This is a genomic window from Daejeonella oryzae DSM 19973, assembly GCF_000422945.1.
Lineage (GTDB): Bacteria > Bacteroidota > Bacteroidia > Sphingobacteriales > Sphingobacteriaceae > Daejeonella > Daejeonella oryzae.
This window is the reverse complement of record NZ_AUHA01000002.1, coordinates 535,023-560,156: the sequence shown is the minus strand read 5'-3', so window position 1 is coordinate 560,156 and position 25,134 is coordinate 535,023. Positions and strand designations below refer to the sequence as shown.

Annotated in this window: 21 protein-coding genes and 2 tRNA genes; 22 read left to right on the top strand and 1 reads right to left on the bottom strand. The window is 33.1% G+C overall.

Going from position 1 to position 25,134, the window contains the following annotated elements:
- Positions 1-34: 34 nt before the first annotated feature.
- The 3 genes from G521_RS0102785 to G521_RS0102775 all read left to right on the top strand — a co-directional run bounded on the left by G521_RS0102785 (position 35) and on the right by G521_RS0102775 (position 1,459).
- A tRNA-Lys gene (locus G521_RS0102785) sits at positions 35-107 on the top strand.
- A 61-nt stretch (positions 108-168) separates the two neighbouring features.
- Positions 169-242 (top strand) — tRNA-Asp (locus G521_RS0102780).
- Positions 243-490: 248 nt separating this feature from the next.
- Complete coding sequence (locus G521_RS0102775) at positions 491-1,459, top strand: zinc-binding alcohol dehydrogenase family protein (RefSeq protein ID WP_026897157.1); 969 nt, start codon at positions 491-493, stop codon at positions 1,457-1,459.
- 43 nt (positions 1,460-1,502) lie between these two features.
- Here the strand turns inward: G521_RS0102775 and G521_RS16355 are convergent, their stop codons facing one another.
- On the bottom strand, positions 1,503-1,886 hold the full coding sequence (locus tag G521_RS16355) for a response regulator (RefSeq protein WP_036678036.1): 384 nt from the start codon (positions 1,884-1,886) through the stop codon (positions 1,503-1,505).
- Between the two features lie 571 nt (positions 1,887-2,457).
- Between G521_RS16355 and G521_RS0102765 the strand changes: the two genes are divergently transcribed.
- From G521_RS0102765 to G521_RS0102675, 19 genes are all read left to right on the top strand, one after another.
- Positions 2,458-3,195, top strand: coding sequence for a polysaccharide biosynthesis/export family protein (locus G521_RS0102765; RefSeq protein WP_026897156.1), 738 nt, complete (start codon positions 2,458-2,460; stop codon positions 3,193-3,195).
- Positions 3,196-3,217: 22 nt separating this feature from the next.
- On the top strand, positions 3,218-5,536 hold the full coding sequence (locus G521_RS16350; protein ID WP_036678439.1) for a GumC family protein: 2,319 nt from the start codon (positions 3,218-3,220) through the stop codon (positions 5,534-5,536).
- A 147-nt stretch (positions 5,537-5,683) separates the two neighbouring features.
- Positions 5,684-6,211: a UpxY family transcription antiterminator gene (locus G521_RS0102755; RefSeq protein ID WP_036678033.1), complete on the top strand. Its 528-nt coding sequence runs from the start codon at positions 5,684-5,686 to the stop codon at positions 6,209-6,211.
- A gap of 10 nt (positions 6,212-6,221) precedes the next feature.
- Positions 6,222-7,523: a nucleotide sugar dehydrogenase gene (locus G521_RS0102750; protein ID WP_026897154.1), complete on the top strand. Its 1,302-nt coding sequence runs from the start codon at positions 6,222-6,224 to the stop codon at positions 7,521-7,523.
- 25 nt (positions 7,524-7,548) lie between these two features.
- On the top strand, positions 7,549-8,589 hold the full coding sequence (locus G521_RS0102745) for an SDR family oxidoreductase (RefSeq protein ID WP_245580822.1): 1,041 nt from the start codon (positions 7,549-7,551) through the stop codon (positions 8,587-8,589).
- Between the two features lie 116 nt (positions 8,590-8,705).
- The gene (locus G521_RS0102740; RefSeq protein WP_026897152.1) at positions 8,706-10,148 is read left to right on the top strand and encodes a lipopolysaccharide biosynthesis protein; all 1,443 of its coding nucleotides are present in this window, start codon (positions 8,706-8,708) and stop codon (positions 10,146-10,148) included.
- Positions 10,149-10,216: 68 nt separating this feature from the next.
- Positions 10,217-11,134, top strand: a complete 918-nt coding sequence (locus tag G521_RS0102735) for a putative nucleotide-diphospho-sugar transferase (protein ID WP_162141781.1) — start codon at positions 10,217-10,219, stop codon at positions 11,132-11,134.
- 76 nt (positions 11,135-11,210) lie between these two features.
- On the top strand, positions 11,211-12,428 hold the full coding sequence (locus G521_RS0102730; protein ID WP_026897150.1) for an O-antigen ligase family protein: 1,218 nt from the start codon (positions 11,211-11,213) through the stop codon (positions 12,426-12,428).
- A gap of 58 nt (positions 12,429-12,486) precedes the next feature.
- Complete coding sequence (locus G521_RS0102725; RefSeq protein ID WP_026897149.1) at positions 12,487-13,539, top strand: NAD-dependent epimerase/dehydratase family protein; 1,053 nt, start codon at positions 12,487-12,489, stop codon at positions 13,537-13,539.
- A 243-nt stretch (positions 13,540-13,782) separates the two neighbouring features.
- The gene (locus G521_RS17655) at positions 13,783-15,504 is read left to right on the top strand and encodes a malectin domain-containing carbohydrate-binding protein (protein ID WP_051189412.1); all 1,722 of its coding nucleotides are present in this window, start codon (positions 13,783-13,785) and stop codon (positions 15,502-15,504) included.
- 194 nt (positions 15,505-15,698) lie between these two features.
- Positions 15,699-17,345 carry a malectin domain-containing carbohydrate-binding protein gene (locus G521_RS17650; protein ID WP_051189409.1) on the top strand — a complete coding sequence of 549 codons (1,647 nt, stop codon included), beginning with the start codon at positions 15,699-15,701 and terminating at the stop codon, positions 17,343-17,345.
- A 182-nt stretch (positions 17,346-17,527) separates the two neighbouring features.
- Positions 17,528-18,631, top strand: a complete 1,104-nt coding sequence (locus G521_RS0102710; protein ID WP_081675005.1) for a glycosyltransferase — start codon at positions 17,528-17,530, stop codon at positions 18,629-18,631.
- Positions 18,632-18,645: 14 nt separating this feature from the next.
- Positions 18,646-19,632, top strand: a complete 987-nt coding sequence (locus G521_RS17645; RefSeq protein ID WP_081675004.1) for a glycosyltransferase — start codon at positions 18,646-18,648, stop codon at positions 19,630-19,632.
- Positions 19,633-19,703: 71 nt separating this feature from the next.
- Complete coding sequence (locus G521_RS0102700; protein ID WP_036678030.1) at positions 19,704-20,261, top strand: acyltransferase; 558 nt, start codon at positions 19,704-19,706, stop codon at positions 20,259-20,261.
- Entirely contained in the window at positions 20,251-21,378 is a 1,128-nt protein-coding gene (locus G521_RS17640) for a glycosyltransferase (protein ID WP_026897146.1), read from the top strand. Before G521_RS0102700 ends, G521_RS17640 begins: the two co-directional genes overlap by 11 nt.
- Before the next feature lie 27 nt (positions 21,379-21,405).
- On the top strand, positions 21,406-22,521 hold the full coding sequence (locus G521_RS17635; RefSeq protein ID WP_051189406.1) for a hypothetical protein: 1,116 nt from the start codon (positions 21,406-21,408) through the stop codon (positions 22,519-22,521).
- Between the two features lie 158 nt (positions 22,522-22,679).
- Entirely contained in the window at positions 22,680-23,825 is a 1,146-nt protein-coding gene (locus tag G521_RS0102685) for a glycosyltransferase family 4 protein (protein WP_036678027.1), read from the top strand.
- A 57-nt stretch (positions 23,826-23,882) separates the two neighbouring features.
- A complete protein-coding gene (locus G521_RS16320; protein WP_051189404.1) occupies positions 23,883-24,524 on the top strand; it encodes a sugar transferase in 642 nt (213 codons plus the stop codon).
- Positions 24,525-24,561: 37 nt separating this feature from the next.
- Positions 24,562-25,107, top strand: a complete 546-nt coding sequence (locus tag G521_RS0102675; protein ID WP_026897144.1) for a GNAT family N-acetyltransferase — start codon at positions 24,562-24,564, stop codon at positions 25,105-25,107.
- Positions 25,108-25,134 lie beyond the last annotated feature (27 nt).

Below are 25,134 nucleotides of genomic sequence, written 5' to 3'. Positions count from 1 at the left end.
GGAAAACCAAAAGAGTAAGTTCTAAAACAAAGATGATTCCGTAGCTCAGCTGGTAGAGCATAACACTTTTAATGTTGGGGTCCTGGGTTCGAATCCCAGCGGGATCACAAAAATAAAACGTATCTTGGCCAACGATGTTGGTCTTCCAGCAGATACAAATGGTAAAACGGTCCGGTAGTTCAGCTGGTTAGAATACATGCCTGTCACGCATGGGGTCGCGGGTTCGAGTCCCGTCCGGACCGCTGGTAAAGCCTCTCAGAGAAATCTGAGAGGCTTTTTTGTTTTATAAACCCCCAGTTTAAATTAATGCATTGATCTGCATACCTTACCTCAATTAATACAGTAAGAAGTCCACTATCTATTCGCTCAAATTCTGCAACAATTAATCCTAACTTATGCATAGGACATGATAGGATAGATTTGCTACAATTAAAATTCAGATATTTACTCTCTACCTCAGGGCGCTTTTGCCCTGTCTAACTTTGCCTTCATGAAAGCGGCTGTAGTATATCATCCCGGAGGACCGGAAAACATTGTCTTGGAGGAGAGGCCACTGCCCAAACCAGGTAGCGGAGAAGTATTAGTCAAAGTAAAAGCCTTCGGCATAAACAGGTCAGAACTTATGACCAGAAAAGGTTTATCCCCGGATGTCAAGTTTCCCAGAGTGCTCGGTATAGAATGTGTGGGAGAAGTGGAATGCGATCCATCAGGAGCATTTAAACCCGGGCAAAAAGTAGCTGCGTTTATGGGCGGGATGGGCCGGGATTTTGACGGTAGCTACTCAGAATATATTGCTGTTCCCATATCTTTGCTGTATCCATTTGAAAGTCATTTGGATTGGAAGCAGCTTGGATCTATGCCCGAAATGTTCCAAACCGTATATGGCTCATTATATCTTGGTTTAAAAATTATAAAAGGAGAAACCCTGCTAATAAGGGGTGGAACTTCTTCAATAGGCATGCTGGCCACGCAGCTGGCAAAAAGAAGGGGCCTTACCGTCATCACAACCAGCAGGAAACCGGAAAAAAGAGAACTGCTCTTTAGCAATGGTGCAGACCATGTACTGATTGATGATGGTTATTTAGCAACAAAAGTTAAAGGTATTTATCCGATGGGAGTGGATAAGGTGCTTGAGCTGATCGGGACTTCCAGCCTGAAAGATTCATTGCAATGTACTGCCCCCGGCGGCTCCGTTTGTATGACCGGGATGCTGGCCGAGCAATGGTCTATTGCTGATTTTTCACCCATGGATTTCATTCCGGCAACTGTTAATCTAAAGGTTTACGATAGCGGGCAGATCAAAGTGGATCATCAAAACTTTCAGCAATTTATCCGGGATGTGGAGAATGGGGAAATTCATTTAAATATCAGCGCTTCGTACTGGCTGGATGGAATTGCTGAAGCACATCGTTTTATGGAAAGTAATATGGCGGCAGGGAAGATAGTGGTGCTTACTTAAAGCGATCATTAAGATATCTTATTGAATTCTCCGCGTCTTTTAATTATACAGTTTCTGGATCCTGGAATCCGCGGAATGCTTGCTGAACTACATCTTCTAGTTGACTTATGTTAAAAGGCTTTGCCAATGTGTAATTAGCTCCTGCTTTTTCTGCAAGAATATGAATGTCATTATTAGCGGTGAAGTAAATTACCGGTATATTTTTATGTTCGGGATGGTTTTTAATAAGCCGGGTTGCTTTAACACCTCCGTCGGTTGGAATTTTATCATCCATAAATATAACAGAGGGTTTGATAGTGTCAATTTGTTCAATAATATTATCACAATCAGGCAAGGTATAAACCTCCCCAAGTTTTGAATCTGTTAATACAATTGCTACAACCTCTGAAATTGAAATATCATCATCACAAACTAAAACTCTTCTCATGCAGTATACTTATTAATTCTCAGTAATTTTCAGATTGCTCTCTCAGGATTTTCATTATCCCTTTAGAAGTCAATTCAAATATAAAAATAAAGGGTGTAGTAAATCTATATGTAATAATAATTGCCATTATTTATTTTATACATACGGAAATTTGGAATTTAAGTTCAGTGAATTTTTAAGTAAAGCGGCGCATAGTAACAGATGTTAAATTCCAGATGTCAAATTTTATCATTAAATTAAGAGATAGTTTATTTACTACAAGGATAATATGATTGAGAAAGGTTTTTTAAATGAAGTTAAATGGTTGATAAATAAAAGATTAAATCACCATTTTTAAAAATTTGAGATTAAAAACCAGAATTTAAAACAGGAAACGGGCGGGATTTTAAATGATAAAAATTACGATTTGTAAAAAACCCTGTAAAAATTTTATACTAAAGTGTGAAATAATAGAGTTAATTTCTCACTCATCTACACAAATTTAAAAAACATCGAGTTCTTTTATAACAACTAATTACGTTTGTTGTTGCTATGTTCTGATAACTACGAAAGCTAACTTAAAATTTATATAATGAAATCAAACTACATTTATTTTATCCTTTGCATTTTACTGTTTAGCTCCTGTGAACCACAGCGAAACCTTGTTTATTTTAGTGAGGGGGATTCACCAAAAGATAACAGAATAAACCTTGGTAATGCTGAAATTAAAATCCAATCTAATGACCTTCTTAAAATATCCGTAAGCAGTTTAAGTGTAGAGTCAAATAGTATGTTTAATACTGCCGCTAATCAGTCAGGTTACCGGGTAGATAATAACGGTAGTATTAATTTTCCAATGGTAGGTACTATTAAATTGGATGGTATGACGCTGGAGCAAGCTCAGGCTAAAATAAGCACAGATCTGGAAAAGTATGTTAAAAATCCAATTGTAAACGTTGATTTTTTGAATTTTAAAATTACAGTGATTGGAGAAGTGAATAAGCCTTCGAGCTTCACTATTGCAGATGAGCGTGTTAATCTACTGGAGGCATTAGGCCTCGCCGGCGATTTAACTGCGTATGGAAAACGTGAAAATATATTAATTATAAGAGAAACTGCTGGTGAAAGAACAATGACCAGAATTAACCTTAATAATAAGGATGTTGTGAACTCGCCCTACTTCTATTTAAAGCAAAATGATATTGTTTACGTAGAGCCTGATCCGGCTAAAGCATTATCTGTTAGCAGATCTAACAGGACAATTCCAATTATCACGGCTTCTATTTCAGTAATATCTGTTATAATTCAAGCGTTGTTGCGATTCAATTAGTATGTCTAAAGTAAATTCAAACATGAGCTATTCAAAGCTAGCATCAACAAGTGGAATTGATAAAGATCAATTTTTAAATATGCTTTCGGGGTATTTAAAATATTGGTATATATTTCTGGCCTGTATTACTTTAAGTTTGACAGCCGCTTATTTTTATCTAAAAACCAAAACTCCGGCCTACAATATAAGTAGTACACTTTTTATAGAAGTAGATAAAAAAGGTGAAGGAGTGATGCAGGGGACTGCTTTCAGTGATCTGGATATGTTCACTACTACTGTAACGGTAGATAATGAGATAGAAGCACTTCGCTCCCGTGCTTTACTTCAAAAAGTACTTACCCAGTTGAATATGGGTACTTCTTATTTTGTTGAAGGAACTTTTAAGCGTTCGGAATTATATGGCTCAGAATTGCCTTTTCAGGTTCAGATTTTAAATGTTAACTCTCTTGGATATCAGAAAGAATATTCTATAAAACCATTAAGTGATTCTTCATTTGAACTGAGTGATGGTGACAATGTAAAGAGCTACCGTTTTGGAGATCTTATTAAAACTCCGGAATATTCTATTAAGGTGGTTAAAGATTCATCTTTTACAAAAGATTTTGAACCTGTATTCATTCAGTTTAAGAATCTGAGCAAATTAGCTGAGCAGTACAGCAAAACCAAATTGCAAATTGCACCCATATCTCAGGAATCAAATACTATAGTTTTAAGTCTTGTAGATCCAATTCCACAACGTGGCGTAGATGTACTTTCCAAACTAATTGAAACTTATAATCTCGAAAACATCAATCATAAAAATAAGCTGGCTTTGAATACAATTCAGTTTATTGATAATAGATTAAAATATCTGGGTGGGGATCTGTCTTCAGCAGGTCAGGATGTTGAAAAGTACAAGCAGGAAAATATGGTTACTGACGTAGGTTCTGATGCACAGCAGAATTTACAGCTTGCCGGTGAATATAGTCAGCAGCTTAATGCTGTAACAGTTCAGAAAAGTGTGGTAGAGTCTCTGGAGAAATATGTTAATAGTCCCGCAAGTCGGTATGAATTAGTTCCGAGTACACTTGGACTATCAGATGCCACTTTAAACGATCTGACAGAAAAATATAATAACTTGCAAATAGAGCGTCAACGTTTATTAAGAACTGCGCAACCTGATAATCCTCTTGTTATAAATATTAATGAGCAGCTGAGTGGATTAAAAAGCAACATCAGCGAAAATCTTAAAAATATTAAAAGAGGTTTAACAATCACTCAAAATAATTTGAGTTCCAATACTTCAAAGTTTGAATCCAGAATCAGAACTGCTCCAACCCTGGAGAGAGGTTTGTCTGAGCGGAATCGTGAGCAGGGAGTTAAAGAAGGTTTATATAATTATTTACTGCAAAAGCGGGAAGAGACTGCCTTGTCACTTTCAGCGACATTACCTACTTCAAGAGTTGTTGATGAACCTGCAGCAGATTCAGGTCCGGTTAGTCCAAAAGTATCCTTCATATATTTAATTGCATTTCTGCTAGGCCTTGCAATTCCTGCATCCGGAATATTTGTTAAAGATCTTTTAAATACTAAAGTTCAAAACCTGGAAGACGTTGAGCATATCAGCGGAGCATTAATTTTGGGAGAGTTGAGCCACAAGGATAATGATGGATCTATGGTTATTAACAAATCAAGCCGCACAACTATATCTGAGCTGTTCAGATACATTCGAAGCAACCTAAATTACATGACGGATAATAAAGCTAATAAAGTAATGCTTATTACGTCGAGCATGAAGGGTGAGGGAAAAACATTTTTTAGTGTGAATTTGGGAGCCACATTATCTCTTGTGGATAAGAAAGTAGTTTTGCTTGAATTTGATTTACGTAAGCCGGATTTACTCAATAATTTAAACATTAAACATTCTGAAGGAATTACGAACTATTTAAATTCTGAAGTAAGTTTGGATGATATAATTCAGCCTTCCAATTACCAGCCTAATTTATCTGTTATTGGATGCGGACCCATTCCAGAAAATCCAGCAGAGCTTTTAATGAGCGCCAAGATGCCGGAATTTTTTGAGCAACTAAGAGAACGATTTGATTACATCATCATTGATACATCTCCGGTAGGACAAGTTGCTGATGCTTTCAGTTTGGCTCCATATGTTGATTCAAGCATTTATCTGGTACGATATAATTATACTGATAAAGCGCAGCTAAACATTTTAAAAGATATTTTCGATAACAATAAGCTTAAAAATCCGATGGTTGTGTTAAACGATTCTAAAGGAGATAACTTTAAAGGTTATGGTTATGGCGGTTATGGATATGCCACATCGGAGAAAAAAGCTTACAGCTAATTAATGATGAACTGTAATCAGTGTAAGCAATTAATTTACTCTGGTATTTTAAACAGAAAAAATGTATAAATAATCAGTTATGTAACTGAGTTAGCGAAGCTCTGCCATGCCTGATTATTTTAATATAACTTTACAGCTTTTACTCTAATGGAAGCCTTAAAAACAATTCGATCTGCAAAGGCTAAAAAATGGATGGTAATTTATACCAGGGCAAGGTGGGAAAAAAAAGTCGAGCAAGTTTTAATTGAAAATCATTTTGAAGCTTATTGTCCGGTTAAAAGAGTAGAAAAGCAATGGGCGGACAGGAAAAAAGTTGTTGACATACCTTTATTTACTTCATATGTTTTTGTACGCCTTTCACCTGTGGAAGAATTTAAAGTCCGTCAAGTGTATGGTGTAATTAATTTTATTTATTATCAGAATAAACCAGCTATCATCCGAGACGCTGTATTAGAAGATATTCGAAAATACCTTGACATTTGTCCGGATATGGAAACTGTTGGTTTACAAGAATTAGCTTCCGGCGATCGGGTTAGAATTAAAGATGGCATATTTTGTGATAAGCATGGTGAAGTTTTAAAAGTTGAAGGCAAAAATATTGTAATGGTTATAGAGCATCTCGGTTGTGTTCTCCTTACAAAAGTGAACGTAAATAATATCTCAATTATAAATTAACAATCTACTGATGAATAATAATACTGTTGAAAATGCTCAAATTGCAATCATAGGTTTGGGATACGTAGGTCTCCCGCTGGCAGTTGAGTTTGCTAAGAAATATAAAGTGTTCGGTTTTGATATTCATGATGAAAGAATAGCTGAACTGAATGAGGGAAAAGATCGTACTCTGGAAATTACTTCAGAACAACTTAAATCCGTATTGGTTGAGGATAATAACTCAGAAACTGGATTATACTGCACCAGTGATTTAGATAAAATTAAATCATGTAATTATTTTATTGTTACCGTTCCAACTCCTGTTGATAAAAATAACCGTCCTGATTTAACTCCATTATATAAAGCGAGTACAACAGTTGGTAAGGTTTTGAAAAAAGGGGATGTTGTAATTTACGAATCAACCGTATATCCCGGTGTAACTGAGGATGAATGTGTGCCGGTATTGGAGCAGCAATCAGGATTGAAATTTAATGCAGATTTTTTTGCCGGATATTCTCCGGAAAGAATCAATCCTGGGGATAAAAATCACACCGTAGCTAAAATTTTAAAAATTACTTCAGGATCTACTCCTGAAATTGCCGAAAGAGTTGATCAGCTTTATAATTCTGTAATTACTGCTGGTACTCATAAAGCAACTAGCATTAAAGTTGCAGAAGCGGCCAAAGTGATTGAAAATGCGCAAAGGGATATTAATATTGCCTTTGTAAATGAACTTTCAAAAATCTTTAATCTTTTAGGAATTGATACTCATGATGTATTGGAAGCTGCCGGTACAAAATGGAATTTTTTAAAATTTCAACCGGGTTTAGTTGGAGGACACTGTATAGGTGTTGACCCTTATTATCTTGCCCAAAAGGCTCAGGAAATGGGTTACCATCCTGAAATTATACTTGCAGGTCGTAGGGTGAATGACGGAATGGGAGCTTATGTGGCAGATGAATTGATTAAACAAATGTTATGGAAATCAATCCCCGTTGCAGGTAGTGAAATATTAGTTCTTGGATTTACATTTAAAGAAAATTGTCCGGATGTACGTAATACAAAAGTTATTGATATAGTACGCCGTCTTGAGAGCTTTAAAGCCAATGTAAATATTTATGATCCATGGGCTGATCCGGAACAAGTAAATCATGAATATGGGGTTGTGTGTCAGAACGGCGAATCTCAGAATAAAAAATATGATGCCATTATACTTGCCGTAGCACATGATGAATTTAAATCAATCAATATAGATAATCTCAGCAATGAGAATACGGTGATTTATGATATTAAATCTATGCTTCCTTTGGATAGGATAGATGCTCGTTTATAATTATTAATAATCAAAAAACATTAGTATGGCAATGTATGATGTTCCTTATCACGGAGAAAAGGATCTTTCAGAATATAACTTTTTAGTAACCGGAGGTGCAGGGTTTATAGGTTCTAACCTGGTGGAATATTTATTAAAATATGGTGCCGGTAAAGTCAGAGTACTCGACAATTTTGCTACCGGACATAAAAAGAATCTGGCAGCATTTTTAAATAATCCTAATTTCGAGTTAATTGAAGGTGATATACGTGACCTAGAAACTTGTAAGAATGCAGCCAGAGGTATAGATTATATACTTCATCAGGCAGCACTGGGTTCTGTTCCACGTTCAATAAATGATCCCATCACCAGTAACGAAGTAAATGTTTCCGGTTTTTTAAATATGCTGGTTGCCGCCCGTGATGAGAATGTTAAAAGAATGGTTTATGCCGCTTCATCATCTACTTACGGAGACAGCAAAGACCTTCCGAAAGTTGAAGATAAGATCGGAAAACCTCTTTCTCCATATGCCGTTACTAAATATGTAAATGAATTGTATGCAGATGTTTTTTCCAGACTTTATAATTTAGAAATAATTGGATTAAGGTATTTTAATGTGTTTGGTCAGAGGCAGGATCCAAATGGTGCTTATGCTGCTGTGATTCCCAAATTTGTTTCTCAATTACTAGATTACCAGAGTCCGGTTGTAAACGGAGATGGAGAATATTCAAGAGATTTTACATATATCGATAATGTAGTACAGATGAATATTAAAGCTGCACTATCTGAAAATGTAGAAGCTGTTGGTCAGGTTTATAATGTTGCTTACGGGCAGCGTACCACATTGAACCAGCTGCTGGAAAGTTTAAAGAATAATCTTTCTGATTACGATCCTAAAATAAAAAATGTAGAAATTATTTATGGGCCACTAAGAAACGGAGATATTCCTCATTCTCTAGCTTCAGTAGATAAAGCGATAAGTCTTTTGGATTATCAGCCGCGGTATTCAATAGAAAATGGGCTGAAGGAAGCTGTTTCCTATTACGTTAGTACTAAAGATATTAAATCTGAAATTTCGAATTTCTAATACATTCCATTTCACCTATGAAATGATGAGACCGATTTGATTATCTCAAATCGGTCTTTGAAAATTATTTTTTAATAGATTGAATACTAGTATTAAGTGATGTCTAATATATTTATATGGGCTTAAAACAAAAAACTGTAGCAGGACTTTTCTGGACCTTTACTCAGCAGTTTAGCCTTCAAATAATAAGTTTTATAATCTCCATAATTTTAGCAAGGCAACTATCGCCTTCTGAATTCGGATTAATAGGAATGTTATCTGTTTTTATTTCTGTTGGAAGTTCTTTGATGGATAGTGGAATGACTTCATCCATTATTCGTACTAAAGATCCGAATCAGAGCGATTATTCAACTGTCTTTGTAATTAATATTGTTGGAAGCATTCTTATTTATGCAATAATTTTTTTTGCTGCACCTTATATAGCTGCATTTTACAACCATCCAATATTAACAGATATTGTTAGAGTATATTCACTCACATTTGTCTTGTCAGCATTTATGGGTGTACAAAGAGCCAAGCTAACCAAGGAGATGAATTTCAGATTGCAAATGCTAATTCAAATTCCATCAGTTGTGGGAAGCGGAATTTTGGGGATAATTCTCGCTTACAATGGCTTTGGAGTATGGAGTTTAGTTTATATGTATGTATTACAATCATTCTTATTATCAGTGCAACACTGGATGTTTTCCGGTTGGCGCCCGGATCTAAAATTTGATTTGAAACGATTTAAATACCACTTTGATTTTGGATATAAGATTACACTTTCAGGCCTTATAAAAACAATTTATGAAAATATTTTTACAATAATTATTGGTAAATATTATTCTGCTGCACAATTGGGTTTTTATAATCGTGCCTTGTCAATCAGGCAATTACCTATCTCCAATTTATCCATCGCACTTGGTAAGGTAACATATCCACTTCTGTCATCAATCAATAATGATGATGTGAAACTGAAAGAAGTTTATAAAAAGCTAATTAAGCAGGTTGTGTTTTGGGTCGTACCTATTTTAATATTATTAATAGTTATTGCTGAACCTTTTTTTAGATTTTTATTGACGGAAAAATGGCTTCCTGCGGTTCCATATTTTCAGATTTTGTGTGTTACAGGAATCTTGATACCTCTCCAGGCGTATAATTCAAATATTTTTAAAGTAAAAGGCCGTACGGATATCACATTAAAAATGACGATAATCAAAAAGATATTTGGAATTACAGGAATATTAATAGCAATTCAATTTGGAATTTTCGGATTGTTATATTTTCAGCTAATCTCTACAGCTTTCGACTATAATCTTGATGCACATTTTGGTGGGAAATTAATTAATTACTCGATTTTTGAACAAATTAAGGATATTATCCCATCCGTAAGTTTGGCAGTGATAATTGGAGTTTTAACTTGGACTGCGGATGGATTTTTGTTTAAATCAATTGCACTTTCGGATCTTTTAAGACTAGTTTTTGCAGGCATTTTTTATTTTACAATGTATCTGGGAATAAGTCACTTGATAAAATTATCGGCTGCTAAGGATTTTCGTCAACTAGTATTAAAAAAATAATCTTAAATAATTATATGGTATTTGCGATTGGTGTTTTTGGAAATTTTTTTAGCGGAATGTTGCACACATTGCTTTATTCAATTTATAAAAATGCAAACGATGCGGAGGTTTATATCTTTTATCAGAATATCAATAGCCGAGCTTTCGGGATTGTAAAGTCTGTATTTCCTAGAGTAAAATTTAGAGAAACTGATTTTAATCTAGAAGAGAAATATCAGCGAAGAGGCAGTAAGATGCTTTTTTGGGAATTAGCGGCAAATGAACTATTACAGCAAGGTCATACAAACGTCTGTTTTATGGATGTAGATACCCTGGTTTTAAAAGATATCAGTCATTTTTTCAATGAAAAATTTGATATAGCTTTTTCAATAAAAAACGAAAAATGGCCTCTGAATACTGGAGTAATGTTATTTAAACTTAATAGTAATGTATTAAGCTTCATGCAAAAATGGAAAGAACAATCCCTGCTTAATATAAGAAATCCGGAAAATTATTTAAAAGCAAAAAGCCATGATTATCCTTATGGAGGACCAGATCAAATGGCCTTTCATACTATTTTATCTTTTCAAAAAGATACCTTAGAATATAATGTTAATGGTACTCTTTTGAAAGGGTTTGATTCAAAGTTTTTTAACGAAACGCGTTCTGTGAGGATTACTGAGCATACTCACATTATTCATTACAAGGGTGGATGGCAAAAAGTGATATTGCAAGGCGGAACATTTTCAAAGAAGAGAACGCTTTCAGATAGTAAGGAAATGTACATATTGTATGTTAAAATGGCTGAAGAGGCTTTGGACTTTGTAAAAAGCAAAGCAGATGTTCAACTTACTTTAAGTGAATTTGGTATTTCAAAACCATCTTATTTAAATAAATCATATGAGGTAAATTACTTTAAATATAGCTTCATTCAGTTTTGCGCTAATTCAGAAGTAATTATAAAAAGTTATTTTAATTCATTTATTAATAAGGTCAAGAAGTTTTAATCATTACAATTTTGAGCTTAGCGTTTTTGGATAATCTACATTTAAATTATAAAATTCATAATATCGGAATTCGAAAATGAGGAAAGTTGTAATGCTGGCGTTAATGCTGCTATTTATTTACACATTAACGTTTGATATTTTCATGAATAGGTTTTTTAGAATACCTACCCCCATCTTAACTTGTATCCCATTAATTATATTTTTTAAAGATAAATCTGTCGCATTCCTATATAAAAAGGAAATTATTGTTCTGACAATTTCTTTGATTTTGTATTATTTTATCGGCAGTAATAATTTAAATGCACTCTCCATTAATTTATTTGTGCTAACCACAGCTGCATTATACTTTAATTATTATGTAGGATTAAATCCAAATCGCTTTAAAAAATCAATTTTATATTTCATTGCTTTTCTGCTTTTTTCAGCTATAATAATGTTGCTTAATCAATTTTTAGGAGTTCGAATTAATAGCTTAAGATCTCTTTTAATTGGTGCTCCAGTAAGACAAAGTCCTTCGGGTATTACAGCTACAATTTTTAATTTTGGTTACCAGCTTGCACCAGTTGTTACTTTTATATTTATTTATGCATGTACTCAAAAAAAGAATCTTATCGTGATTATGTCGGTATTTCTTTTTAGTATTATTTGCATATACTTTGGTTTGCAAAGATCTGTTTTGGTTTCGTTTGGAGTCTCTGTGCTAGTTTTTTCTTTGATCTATTATAGATTTAAATCAGTAATAATTATTTTATTTGCACTGGTAGCAGCCTTTGCTTTATATACGTATGTAATAAAAACCGCAGATATTCAACAGGATAATATTCTTGCTAAAAATGAAAGGACTGAAGGGGGAGGAAGTAGGGCAGGACTTGTTACTGAAAATTTAAAAATTCTAACAGATCACCCTTTTGGATTAATCTTTTATGGAAAAAATTGGGAAGAAGTTACTTATAGAAATCCGGCATTTAGGGGTGGTTTGACATCTCACAATGCCTATTTAATGTTCATAACCTATCTAGGTCCCTTTTTCGGGATAGGGTTATTGTTTTTATTATACTACCCAATATGGCGGTCATTTAAGAAAGTTCTATACTATAGCCGTGAACCTGAAAATGCGTTATTGGTTAGTTTATGTTTTTCGTTTCTAGCCGTTTCTTTAAATGCTTTATTTCATAATGCATGGTTGTTAAATGCAAATGGTCCCACTGTCTTTTTGTATTTTGGTATTCTTCATCTAGGTAAACAATTATCTATTGAACAAACAGCTCAGGCTGAAACAGAACCAAATTTTTAGAATTGTATATAGTTTAAAGATGTTAGCTATATCGAATATATTATATCTTATTTAACACATGAAAATTTTAGTAACAGGCAGTGCAGGATTTATAGGTTTTCATCTTACAAAATACTTATTGGAACGAGGCGACATAGTTGTTGGTCTGGATAACATAAATGATTACTATGATGTAAATTTAAAATATGGTCGTTTATCTGAAGCAGGCATCACAAGGGAATCTGTCTCGCTAAAAAAGTATTCAATAAGTTCAAAATACCCAAATTATAGCTTTGTTCAGGCTGATTTATCAGATTTGCAATATTTGAAAGAGATATGTGAAATTGAAAAGTTTGATGTAATATGTAATCTGGCTGCTCAGGCTGGAGTTAGATATAGTTTGATAAATCCTCAGGCTTATATAGATTCTAATATACAGGGTTTTTTGAATATCCTGGAATGTTGCAGAGACAATCAAATCAAACATTTGGTTTACGCAAGTTCGTCTAGCGTTTATGGTTTAAATGACGAAATGCCTTTTTCTGAATCTCATAAAACGGATCGGCCTATTTCTTTATATGCGGCGACGAAAAAGAGTAATGAATTGATGGCACATACCTACAGCCATTTATTTAATTTTCAAACAACAGGTTTGCGCTTTTTTACTGTTTATGGTCCTTGGGGCCGACCAGACATGGCGTTATTCTCATTTACAGACCGAATCCTTAAAGGATTGCCTATTTCAATCTATAATAATGGAGAAATGAGACGCGATTTTACTTATATCGATGACATCGTTGACGGAATTGTAAAGGTAATTGATGGCCCTATCTCACTAGGTACATTTGATAAAACGCCTTCAAGCGAATCTTTAAGCAGTGTTTATAATATAGGTAGAGGTATGCCGGTAAATTTAATGGATTTTATATCGGAACTGGAATCTTGCCTTGGTATTAATTGCATTAAGGAGCTTATGCCTATGCAAGATGGAGATGTAGCCCAAACATGGGCTGACATTGAAAATATGAGGTCCAGGTTTAATTATAATCCAAAATATTCGTTACAAATAGGAGTTAAAGCCTTTATAGATTGGTACAAAAACTATTATAATATACAGTCCATAGCACAGTAGCAATTAAAATTAACTTTTTTAAAAAATTAATTTTACTAATTTGTGTTATAAATTAGTACCTCCTGATTAAAACATATTCTTTTCTGTTGAATTTAATCGTAGGATTGTCACATAGATTATTGAAAAATTACTCACACGATTATTTCTTAACAGTCTGATTTAATAAGTCTTAAAACTTTTTTTTGGAAATTGTAACATAACAACAATGTTACACGTTAAACCTCCAAAAAACTATTTAAGAATATGAAGATCAGAAACCATTCCGCGACTAAACTGTTATTAGGGGTTTGCCTAACCTCATCAATTTTATTATTCAGTCAATGTAAAAAAGAGGAACCTTTACAACTTGAACAGACTGCAGTAACTGAGAACTTAATAGAAAGTTCAGAGTATCCTGGTGAAGATCTAATAGCTGCTACTACAGCTCCGACCGGTGCCTACAATATTCAGAATGCTTTACCTTCCGGATATGTTAAGGATGGTTCCAGAGATTATACGGTATATATTCAAAATGCTTTAGATAAATATTCAGAAATTGCTTTTCCAGGCTTCCCTATATTGGTTAATGATCTTGGTTTGAGAATTGGGTCTAATAAAAGGATTACTTTCTTGAATGGCTCCGAAATCAGACTAAAGGGAACTTCGAAAAGTAGCTATAACATTCTTGACATCAGAGGTGCAAGCAATGTAACTTTAGTTGATCCGGTTGTTGTAGGTGATAGAAATAGTCATAGTGGAACAAGCGGAGAATCCGGAGTAGGTATAGGAATTCGCGGATCTAGCAATGTAGTTCTTACTAACGCTAAAGTTACCAATTGCTGGGGAGATGGAATATATTTGGGAGTCCATAATGGAATTGGGACAAAAAATATTTCAATTAACGGTGGATCTGCAAGAAACAACAGAAGAGACGGAGTATCAATTATCTCGGTTGACGGTTTAAAAGTGGATAATTTTTATGCAGGATTTAATGCAGGTACTTCTCCTCAGTGCGGCATTAACTTTGAGCCTAATTCACCAAAAGATGATCTCAAGAATATTGTATTCAACAATCTTACAACAGAAGGCCAGCCAGGATATGGAATACAATTGGGTCTTACTAATATGTATGGTGCAGGTAATAAGTATATCGACATTACAATGAATAATCACGTCGATAAACAATCTAAAAAGGCTATGAAGTTTTCTTCTTATACTTCAAAACGAGCAGGTAGTGAAGTGATCTCAGCAAATGTTGTATATAATAATGCTTCCTGGAAACAACATCCTTTAACTCCTACAGACATTATGGCGATAGCTTTATTTGAGCCAGCTCAAAAAATTACATTAAAAAATCCTGAAGTTATTACTGCAGCAGGTGTTACTTTATCAGAGACTAAAACTATATCTTTATTATCTCGTTTGTTTAATAAAACTGCCAACAGGTTGCTGACTTTTACAGATGAGCCAACAACAACCAATACAAATACCGCCCCTGAACCTACTCCAGAGCCTGAACCAGCCCCTGCACCTACAGCATCTTCTAATTCAGTAGTGTTTGCGGTAAATGCAGGTGGTAGCGAATTTACTGCATCGAATGGAATAAAATATTTGTCAGACAGAAATTTTTCAGGTGGCAAAACCTATTCAACTTCAAGCTCTATAACTAATACGTCTGACGATGTTCTTTATCAAAAAGAAAGATATGGAAACTTCAGCTATAACATACCATTAGCTGATGGTACTTATGAAGTAACATTGAAATTGGCTGAAACAGTTTATTCTGCAACAGGAAAGAGAAGATTTGATGTTCTGTTTGAAGGAAGTGAGCAAGTTAGTAATATAGATTTATATGCTGTAGCAGGTAAGAACAAAGCTAATGATATAGTTAAAACTATACAGGTAACCGATGGCACTCTAAACATTCAGTTTAAAACAGATGTCAACTATTCATCTCTTAAAGCATTACACGTTATTAAGAAGTAAGTATTCTCTTTAAATATCTCAAACTGAACATTCATTAAATGTTCAGTTTGAGATATTTTATTTAATTTAAATCAGAGATTATTGGATTAATTATACTTGAAAAAAAATAAGTTTCTCGAGATATTATAAATTTATTTTATCAACTTGCAACATAACAGGAATGTTACACGTTATGTATAAAATAAAATTAATCTATGATATTTAAGAAACTGAATTCGTCTAAACCGTTCCTTTATTTATTCCTTATTTTTTTTGTATCCATATTTAGTAAATGCAAAAAAGATGAAATTTCAGATCCTTCAATTGCCTCCTCAGATCAGAAATTACTGAAAAATTCCCTACACTCCGGAGAATTACTTGCTGCTACTGTTGCTCCCAGCGGAGCTTACAATATACAAAATGCATTACCTTCTGGTTTTGTAAAAGATGGCTCTAAGGATTATACTATTTATATTCAGCAAGCGATTGACAAATATTCTGAAATAGCATTTCCCGGATTTCCGATTTTAATTAATGATTTGGGATTGAAAATAGGTTCAAATAAAAGATTAACGTTTCTTAACGGGTCAGAAATACGATTGAAGCCTAGTTCAAAAAGTACTTATAATATACTTGATATCAGGGAAGCTACGAATGTAACTTTAATTGATGTAGTCGTAGTAGGTGATAAAAATAAGCATCTCGCAACGGGGGGAGAAGCAGGGGTAGGTATTGGTATCAGGGGATCGAGTAATATCACATTAATAAACCCTAAAGTTTCAAACTGCTGGGGAGATGGTATTTATATGGGGATAAGTAATAATGCCGGTTGTAAAAATGTTATTATTAATGGTGGATCTGCGAGTTACAATAGAAGGGATGGAATTTCAATTATATCTGTAGATGGGTTTAAACTCGATAATTTTTATGCAGGGCATAATTTTGGGACAACACCTGAATGTGGTATCAACTTTGAACCTAACTCAAAAACAGATGAACTTAAAAACATAGTTTTTAATAATGTGACCACAGAAGGGAATTTAGGATATGGCATTATGATGGGTCTTTCTAATTTATATGGAGGGCCTAATAAGTTTGTAGATGTTACAATTAATAATCACATTGATAAACAATCAAAAAAGGCCATGAAAATGTCCTGCTATCCAACCAAAAGACTTGGCAGTGAAGTTATAACGGCTAATGTTGTTTATAATAATCCATCCTGGAAACAACACCCGCTTACCAATGATATTATTGCAGTTGCCTTGTTTGAGACAAGTCAGAAACTTGTTTTTAAAAATCCCTTCGTACAAACAGCCTCTGGTATTAATCTTACCAAATTAGAAATTACGAATACGTTGACACGCCTTTTCAATAAGGGCAGCAATGTTTCATTGATATTTTTAAATGAGCTTCTTGCCAGTTCTGTGGTTGTAGCAATAAACTCAGGAGGTAGCGAATTTACAGCTTCAAATGGGATAAAATATTTATCCGACAGATATTTTACAGGAGGTAATGTTTATTCTAGCAGCAGTTCAATCTCTGGTACTACAGACGATGTACTATATCAAAAAGAGCGGTATGGAAACTTTAGTTATTCAATTCCGGTTAGTAATGGTATTTATGAAGTAACTCTCAAATTAGCAGAAACAGTATATTCATCAGTTTCACAAAGGCGATTTGATGTTCTTTTTGAAGGAACCGAACAGATTAGTAATTTGGATTTATTTGCATTTGCAGGTAAAAATAATGCCCATGATATTGTTAAAACAATCAATGTCAATGATGGCAAGCTGGATATGCAATTTAAAACAGATATCAATTATGCTCAACTAAATGCGTTTCATATTATAAAGAAATAGCATAATTTTAAAAAAACCTTATACTTCACATATTTAAATTCAGGCAATCAAATAGTTCGCCTGAATTTTTAGTGTAAAAAAACCTATCGATACATTTTTGGTTTGTTATACGTCACTCGGATATTTATTAGATCTGTTTAATTTCAAATTCAAAAATCCAAAAGGGTTACATATATTCTTACATGAAAAAATCACTTTTATTGTTGATGACTCCCAACATGAGTCTAGAAAAATGGGAAAAGTTGGGTCAGTTATCCAGAGAAATGTGGTATTATAAAGAATTATGCGAAAGGGCTGATTTAGACTTGATTATATACAGTTATGGGAGAAATGATGATAAATTTCTAAGAAATTTTCCCAATGCCACTGTTTTATCCATGCATTCCTGGATTCCTAAACGTATTCCTTTTAAAATTCAAAATCTTATATATAATATTTCCTCAATATTTATTTACAGGAACTATTTTAAAAAGGTAAAACTATCTAAAACCAATCAGTTCTCAGCAGCTAAATTTGGCTTATTTTTAAAAATTGTCTACAGCATTCCTCTTGTAATTAGAATGGGTTTTTATCATTCTCATTTTAAAAAGCTTTCATTCAAAAAGAGAATAGAAGAAAAAATCCTATTCAGAATGTGTAATCTTGTACTTACAACTTCTTTTGAGGCTGCAAAGTTTATAATTAAAAATTACGGAATATCCGAAAACAAAATATTAAGTCTCTGTAACAGCATCGACTTAAATATATTTAAACCGAAAGATGCCATAAAGGAATATGATGTATTATTTGTGGGTAGATTGGAGAAAGTAAAAAATATAAAACTGCTGCTATCTGTCATTAATAAATCCAAGTTAAAAGCTCTTATAATCGGTAAAGGTTCACTATCGACCTTAGTGAAGGATGCAATGGCTCAAAATCATCTAATTACTTGGAAAGAAAGAGTTGACAATATAGAGTTGCCTGATTATTATAACCGATCAAAATGTTTTATAATAGTGTCCAATTATGAGGGTAATCCAAAAGCATTATTAGAAGCAATGGCTTGTGGTATTCCTTCTGTAGCTACCAATGTTCCCGGAATTAGAGAATGTGTAAATAATGACAAAAACGGATTGCTGGTAAATGGTGATTCTTCATCTGTATCAGATGTGGTTGTTTCAATTTGTAAAAATGAATATAAAGCTAAAGAATTAGGACTTAATGCAAGAAAATGGGTTGAAGAACATAGTGATTTCAACAAAAATCTTGTTAAAGAGATTAACTTTTACAGCTTACTAAAAAATTAAATTTTTAATAAATTATGTTAGTGACCGTCCTCATGTCTGTTTATAATTCAGACAAATATTTAGATGATGCAATTAATTCAATACTAAACCAGACTTATAAAGATTTTGAATTTTTAATTATTGATGATGGCTCTACTGACAGAACAGAAGCCATCATCAATAAATATATGTTATTAGACAGCAGAATTGTTTTCATAAAAAATGATCACAATATTGGTTTAGCTAGTTCACTAAATAAAGGTATTAATCTTGCAAAAGGTAAATATATAGCCCGTCAGGATGCAGATGATCTTTCAGCTCATGATCGTCTGGAAAAGCAAATTCAATTTGCTTTATTAAACGAGGATATTGATCTGGTTGGCTCTAATTGTTATATTATTGATATAAATGGAGAGGTTGTTTACGAAAATAATACCTACTCCAAAAGGAAAGATATTTATAAGAATCTATTAAACTGTAAAGCGATTTTTCCTCATGGTTGTGTTTTGGTAAAGAAAGATATTTTATTAAAGGCAGGATTATATGATTCCCGCTTCTATTACTCTCAGGACGGTGAGCTTTGGCTCAGATTAATTGAAAATGAGGCAAAATTCCATACTATGGAAGATCCACTTTATTATTACAGATCTGCTCCCCGGTCTTCAGATAAAAAATATCAGGCACAGTGTATGTATAACAAAGTTAAAAAGATGATTTATTCCGGAAATGCAGATCAGGAAGCTGTGAATAATGAGCTTGCAATTATTAAAACTCATATTTCATCAAACCTTCAATTCCCAAGACCTTATTATATGGCTGAATATTGGAAGGGTTTAGCAAATGGAGCTTATTTAAATAATGGTAAACTGTTAGTATCTTATAAATATTTGATCAAGGCATTAAAAGAAAAAAATCTGTTAAAGAAATATCCGGTTTATATTTCTTTGTTTCTTATTTACTTATTTCCCTCCAGCCTCGTTAAAAATTTATTCAGGATTGATCAGGGAACTGCAGAAGGTTAATTGCTAACTATATTTGGATATCTATAAAGATTTCAAAGCCATATTAATTTATTACGTCTAATATCCTTTAAATGAAAAAGATCTCAAAAATAATATTCAACAAGTTATTTTTAATATTTACAAAAGTTATCGGTAAACCGCAACTTTATTTTAAGCGAGTAGGCATAAAAGTTGGTAGCAATTGCAGAATCTACACTTCAAGTTTTGGCTCTGAACCCTTTCTTATCACTATTGGAAATCATGTAACTGTAACTTCTGGAGTTTCTTTTATAACTCATGATGGTTCAGGATGGCTAATGCGTGATGATAAAGGAAGACGCTATGTTTATCAGCCAATTAATATTGGGAATCATGTATTTATAGGAGTCAATTCAATTATTATGCCTGGCGTTAAAATTGATGATGAAGTAATTGTTGCTGCTGGATCGGTAGTTACAAAATCAATTCCATCAGGAGTTGTGGTTGCAGGTGTTCCGGCTAAAATTATTGGAAAGTACTCTGATATTAAAAATAAAATGCTTGATAATTACATTTCTGACATTGATATGAGAGCCTTAAAAGGAACTTATGAAGAGCGAATTAGAAAAGTTACAACTAATACATATAAGGCCTATTTGAATGATAAATAATAGAATTTTAATCTTATTGCCTAATGATACGCTTGGTGGAGCTGAGCAGGTTTTAAAGCAAATAGGTAAATATTACTCCCAACATAATTATATAGTGGATGTATTTTTTTTAAAGAAAAAGAAAGAAAATAATTGGGAAGGAATTGGTGAAAACGTAAACTTATTTTATACTAAGGCTGATAGAGAAAAGTATGGAGTTTTACAGTTATTAGTTCAATTAAAGAAACATGCAACTAAATATAATTATGAATTTGCATATACTTCGCACGCCCACACTTCCGGCTTAATAGGCTTTTTAAGAAATTTAAATTTTTTAAAAATTAACAATTTCATAGCAAGAGAATCTACCTCTGTTCACGACCGTTTCACCGGTATCAGATTAAGAAGATTTAAGATGGTTTATAGAATGGGATATCTCTCAACTGATTTGCTCATTTGTCAGACCAACTATATGAAATTGCAATTATTTAAAATTTTGCCAAAATTCTTTCCGAAGTTAAAACGAATTGAAGTAATTCCTAATCCTATTAGTTTGCAAGATGCAAACTTAACTATTAATGAGACAGCACCTCATTCAACTAATTATTTAGTAGCAGCCGGGAGATTAATCGAGGAAAAAGGTTTTGATCTTTTAATACAGAGTTTCTACAATATTTCTGAACAATATCCATTTTTGGATCTTATAATTCTTGGCGAGGGTCCCAAGAGAATGGAGTTAGAATCTCTGATTATTACTTTAGGTTTACAAGGAAGAGTATTTTTAAAAGGGTTTCAAAAGGATGTTTATAATTATTTTAAACATGCAAAAGTTTGTGTAGTTTCTTCCAGAATTGAAGGATTTCCTAATGTTCTTCTTCAAATGATGTCACAAAATGATAAAGTGGTTTCAACTTTATGTGCAGGCGATATTGATAAAATAAAAGGTGTTTTTACTTGTTCACCTAATAATGTTTCAGAACTTCAACAATCTATACAAACAGCTCTAAATAATACGGAGGATTTTTCATTATTATTTGATCAGCAATTGCATGAAAGAGATATTAATCATTTTATACACAAGATCCATTCTTACCTGGGGATAACTAAAAAAGGAGATCTAGCCGAAACTCTTAATTGAGTACTTAGGTAACATTAGAAATTAATCATGGTACAAATCTTAGTAAATATTTTATATTTTTTTGTTTTTATAAGTGGTTTAAATAATAGTAATTCTGATAAAATTGTAGAGCCTACAAACAGGGATTTAAAATATGATTTAAGGAAAAGCTTACCTTCCAATTATGTAAAAGATGGTAGTGTTGATTACACAAGTTATATTCAGCAAGCTATATCACTTAATGATCAGATAGTTTTTCCGGGATTCCCAATATTAATAAATGATAACGGATTGCGGATTGGTTCGAATAAGAAAATATATTTTGAAAAGGGGTCTGAAATAAGATTAAAACCTTCTTCAAAAAAAATATATAATATTCTTCATCTCAGAAATGTTAAAAATGTTGAACTAATTAATCCGGTAATTAAAGGAGACAGGAATTCTCACATAGGTAAAGTTGGAGAATGGGGAATGGGAATTGGAATTTATTCATCTGATAATATTAAGATAGTTAATCCAAGAATTTCCAATTGTTGGGGAGATGGTATTTATTTGGGAAAATCTAACGGAGGAACGAATAATAACATTCAAATAAGTAACGCATATTGCATCAATAATAGAAGAGATGCTATTTCTATAATAACGGTTAGTGGATTATTGCTAGAATCACCTTATGCGGGTCATTCAAATGGAATTGCTCCGATGGCTGGTATTAATGTGGAACCCAATGATCCCACAGATCTTGTTCAAAACATCAAAATTATCAATCCGAAAACTGAATATAATAAAGGTGCTGGCATATCCATAGGTTTGAGCAAATTATATGGTAAAGCTGATAAAAAAGTAACTATTGAAATCATTAATCATGTTGATTTAAAATCAAATATTGGCTTAAAATCGTCATGTTATCCGAAGAGAAAATCGGGAAATGAAGAGGTGAGAGGTAGTATCAATATTAGTAATCCTGTTTGGATTAAGAATTCTAAAGTTCCGCTTCAAACAGCCCTATTTCAAAAGGATTTAAAGATTAGTATTTTTAAACCTACTATCGTCGATATGAATAACAAGTCTTTACCTAAAGAAGCAATGAGGAAAATGCTAACTAGTAAAGGAAATATAAACTCTCATGCCAATTATTATGTAAGCTATAAAGAGGATAAATAAATCTCTTTTATAAATTTCATGTTTTTAGAATCACGGCATTACCTATAGACAAACCTCCTAGTTATTTATTCAGAAAATAATAAAGATCTATTTTATTTAAATAAGCAGGTATTTAAAGTATATACTTTAGATAACTATTATTATAATTTATATAAATTATGCTCCCGAAAAAAAAAATCCTTATTTCTTGTAGTGCTCCCGGATCATTGATTCAGTTCAGAGGGAAATTAATTGAAGAATTATTAAAAGAGAATATAGTTTACGTATTTACCCCTCAAATTACCGATGAAAAAATGAGGGTAAAGTTAACGCAAATGGGCATTGAAATTCATGAAAATACCTTGCAACGCAATAATATTACCATCACTTCTGACTTGAAATATTTGATGGCCCTGAGCAAAGTTATCAGATTAGTAAAACCCGATGTTTTCTTTTCCTATACATTTAAACCTCTGATTTTTGGTTCTGTGATGGCCTCGCTATTTAGGGTTAAGAATAAGGTAGCCATGCTGACCGGGTTAGGTTATAATTTTACGGATACGGCAAAAAGTTTCCCCAAAACGGTCACTCAAAAATTATTAAAATTCAGCTTGAAATTTAACAGGGATTTAAAAATTGTTTTTCAGAATGATGATGATTACAGAGAATTATTGAGTAAAAATATAATCGATCAAAAGAGTAATACATATGTAGTAAACGGATCGGGAGTTGACCTGGATTTTTATACTTACACCGAACCGGATATAGACAACCTGAGATTTCTTCTGATTGCCAGACTAATCAAAGCAAAAGGCGTAGAGGAATTTTATGAGGCTATAAAAATTATTCATTCAAAATATCCTTCAGTTAAATTCAGCGTAGTTGGAACTTTTAATGAAACTCAAATTGACAGTATAAATCCGGATTTATATCAGGAAATAATTAATAGCGATTTCATAGATTATACGGGATGGGTTGATGATGTTCGTCCGTATATACAGAACGCTGCAGTTGTAGTTTTACCTTCCTATCGGGAAGGAACACCTAGATCTGTTCTCGAAGGAATGGCTATGGGGCGTGCTATTATCACAACAGATACCGCTGGCTGCAGACAGACTATTAACAATGATCCAAATTCTCCAAACGGATATCTTGTACCTGTGAAAGATGTTGCAGGATTGGTGTCGCGAATGGAATCATTTATTCAGGATCCCCCGAAGGCTATTCAATATGGAATTAATGGTCGTAATTATGCCAAACAAAAGTTTGATGTGCATCAGGTAAACAAGCAAATGCTTCAGATTCTATTACCAACGGAACATTAGCATTAATCAATCTCCTAAAATTTAGTGTGGTATAGTGTTTGTTTAGAGTTAAATCTGATGTATAGAAATTTTTTTAAAAGATCAATAGATTTACTTTTTTCGTTCCTTCTGCTGATTATTATTTTTCCGATTTTCCTTGTTATAGTAATCATACTGGTATTTTATTATAAGGGTAATCCATTTTTTACCCAAAAAAGGCCTGGAAAGAATGAAAAAATCTTTCGCTTGTTCAAGTTGAAATCAATGATTGATAAGGTTGATGAAAATGGTCTAATGTTACCTGATTCTGAACGAATTACCTCTATGGGGAAATTTATCCGCAAAACATCGATTGATGAAATTCCTCAGCTTTTTAATGTTTTAAAGGGGGATATGTCATTTATTGGACCCAGACCTTTATTGGTTAGTTATCTGGAGTATTATATAGACAGGGAAAAAATAAGGCATTCAGTTCGACCTGGAATAACGGGGTTAGCACAAGTTTCAGGTAGAAATAATTTAAAATTACCTGAAAGGCTGGAGTTGGATGTTCAATATGTGGAAAATCTCTCGTTTGTGAATGATTGCAAAATAGTATTCAAGACCATACAAAATGTATTAAGTGCTAAGGATATCACTGTAATCACCGCTTCAAAGACTTTAAAAGATTATCGTCAGGAAAGTATGGGATTGAAGAGCAGCACTAAAAATATAGAATAAAATAGAGTTAAAAGTTATTGAAATTACTCTTTAGAAAATGATTAATTCTAAAAATATATATCTGCGCCCGATGGAAATTGCGGACGTTCGCATTAAAGTTAAATGGCTAAATGACGAGCAAGTTAGAAAGACTTTAGGTTTTTCAGACTATCCCGTATCTCTGCTGGCAACTGAAGCATGGTTGAAAAAAGTTGCCGGAGATTCTAAGAGGAAAGATTTCATGCTTTGTCTTCAGGAGAATGATGAACCAATTGGGTTTTGTGGAATAAAGAATATAGATCTGGTTAATCTTAAGGCCGAGTCTTATTTAGGTATTGGCAATATAGATTACTGGGGCAAGGGAATTGGTCTGGAAACTAAAAAAGTTCTTTTAGATTATAGTTTCAATTTTTTAAATCTAAATAAAGTGTACAGCTATCATCAGGCTGATAATGAAGCGATGATTAAAATTAATTTAAAGTTAGGAGCGCAAAGAGAAGGTCTTTTAAGAGAGGAAATAAGGTTAGAGGGTGAAATGAAAGACATGGTACTTATGTCGGTCTTAAGAAAAGATTATTTCGATAAGAATACCACTAATTCATAATTCATATTCCTCTCTTTTAAAAATCAA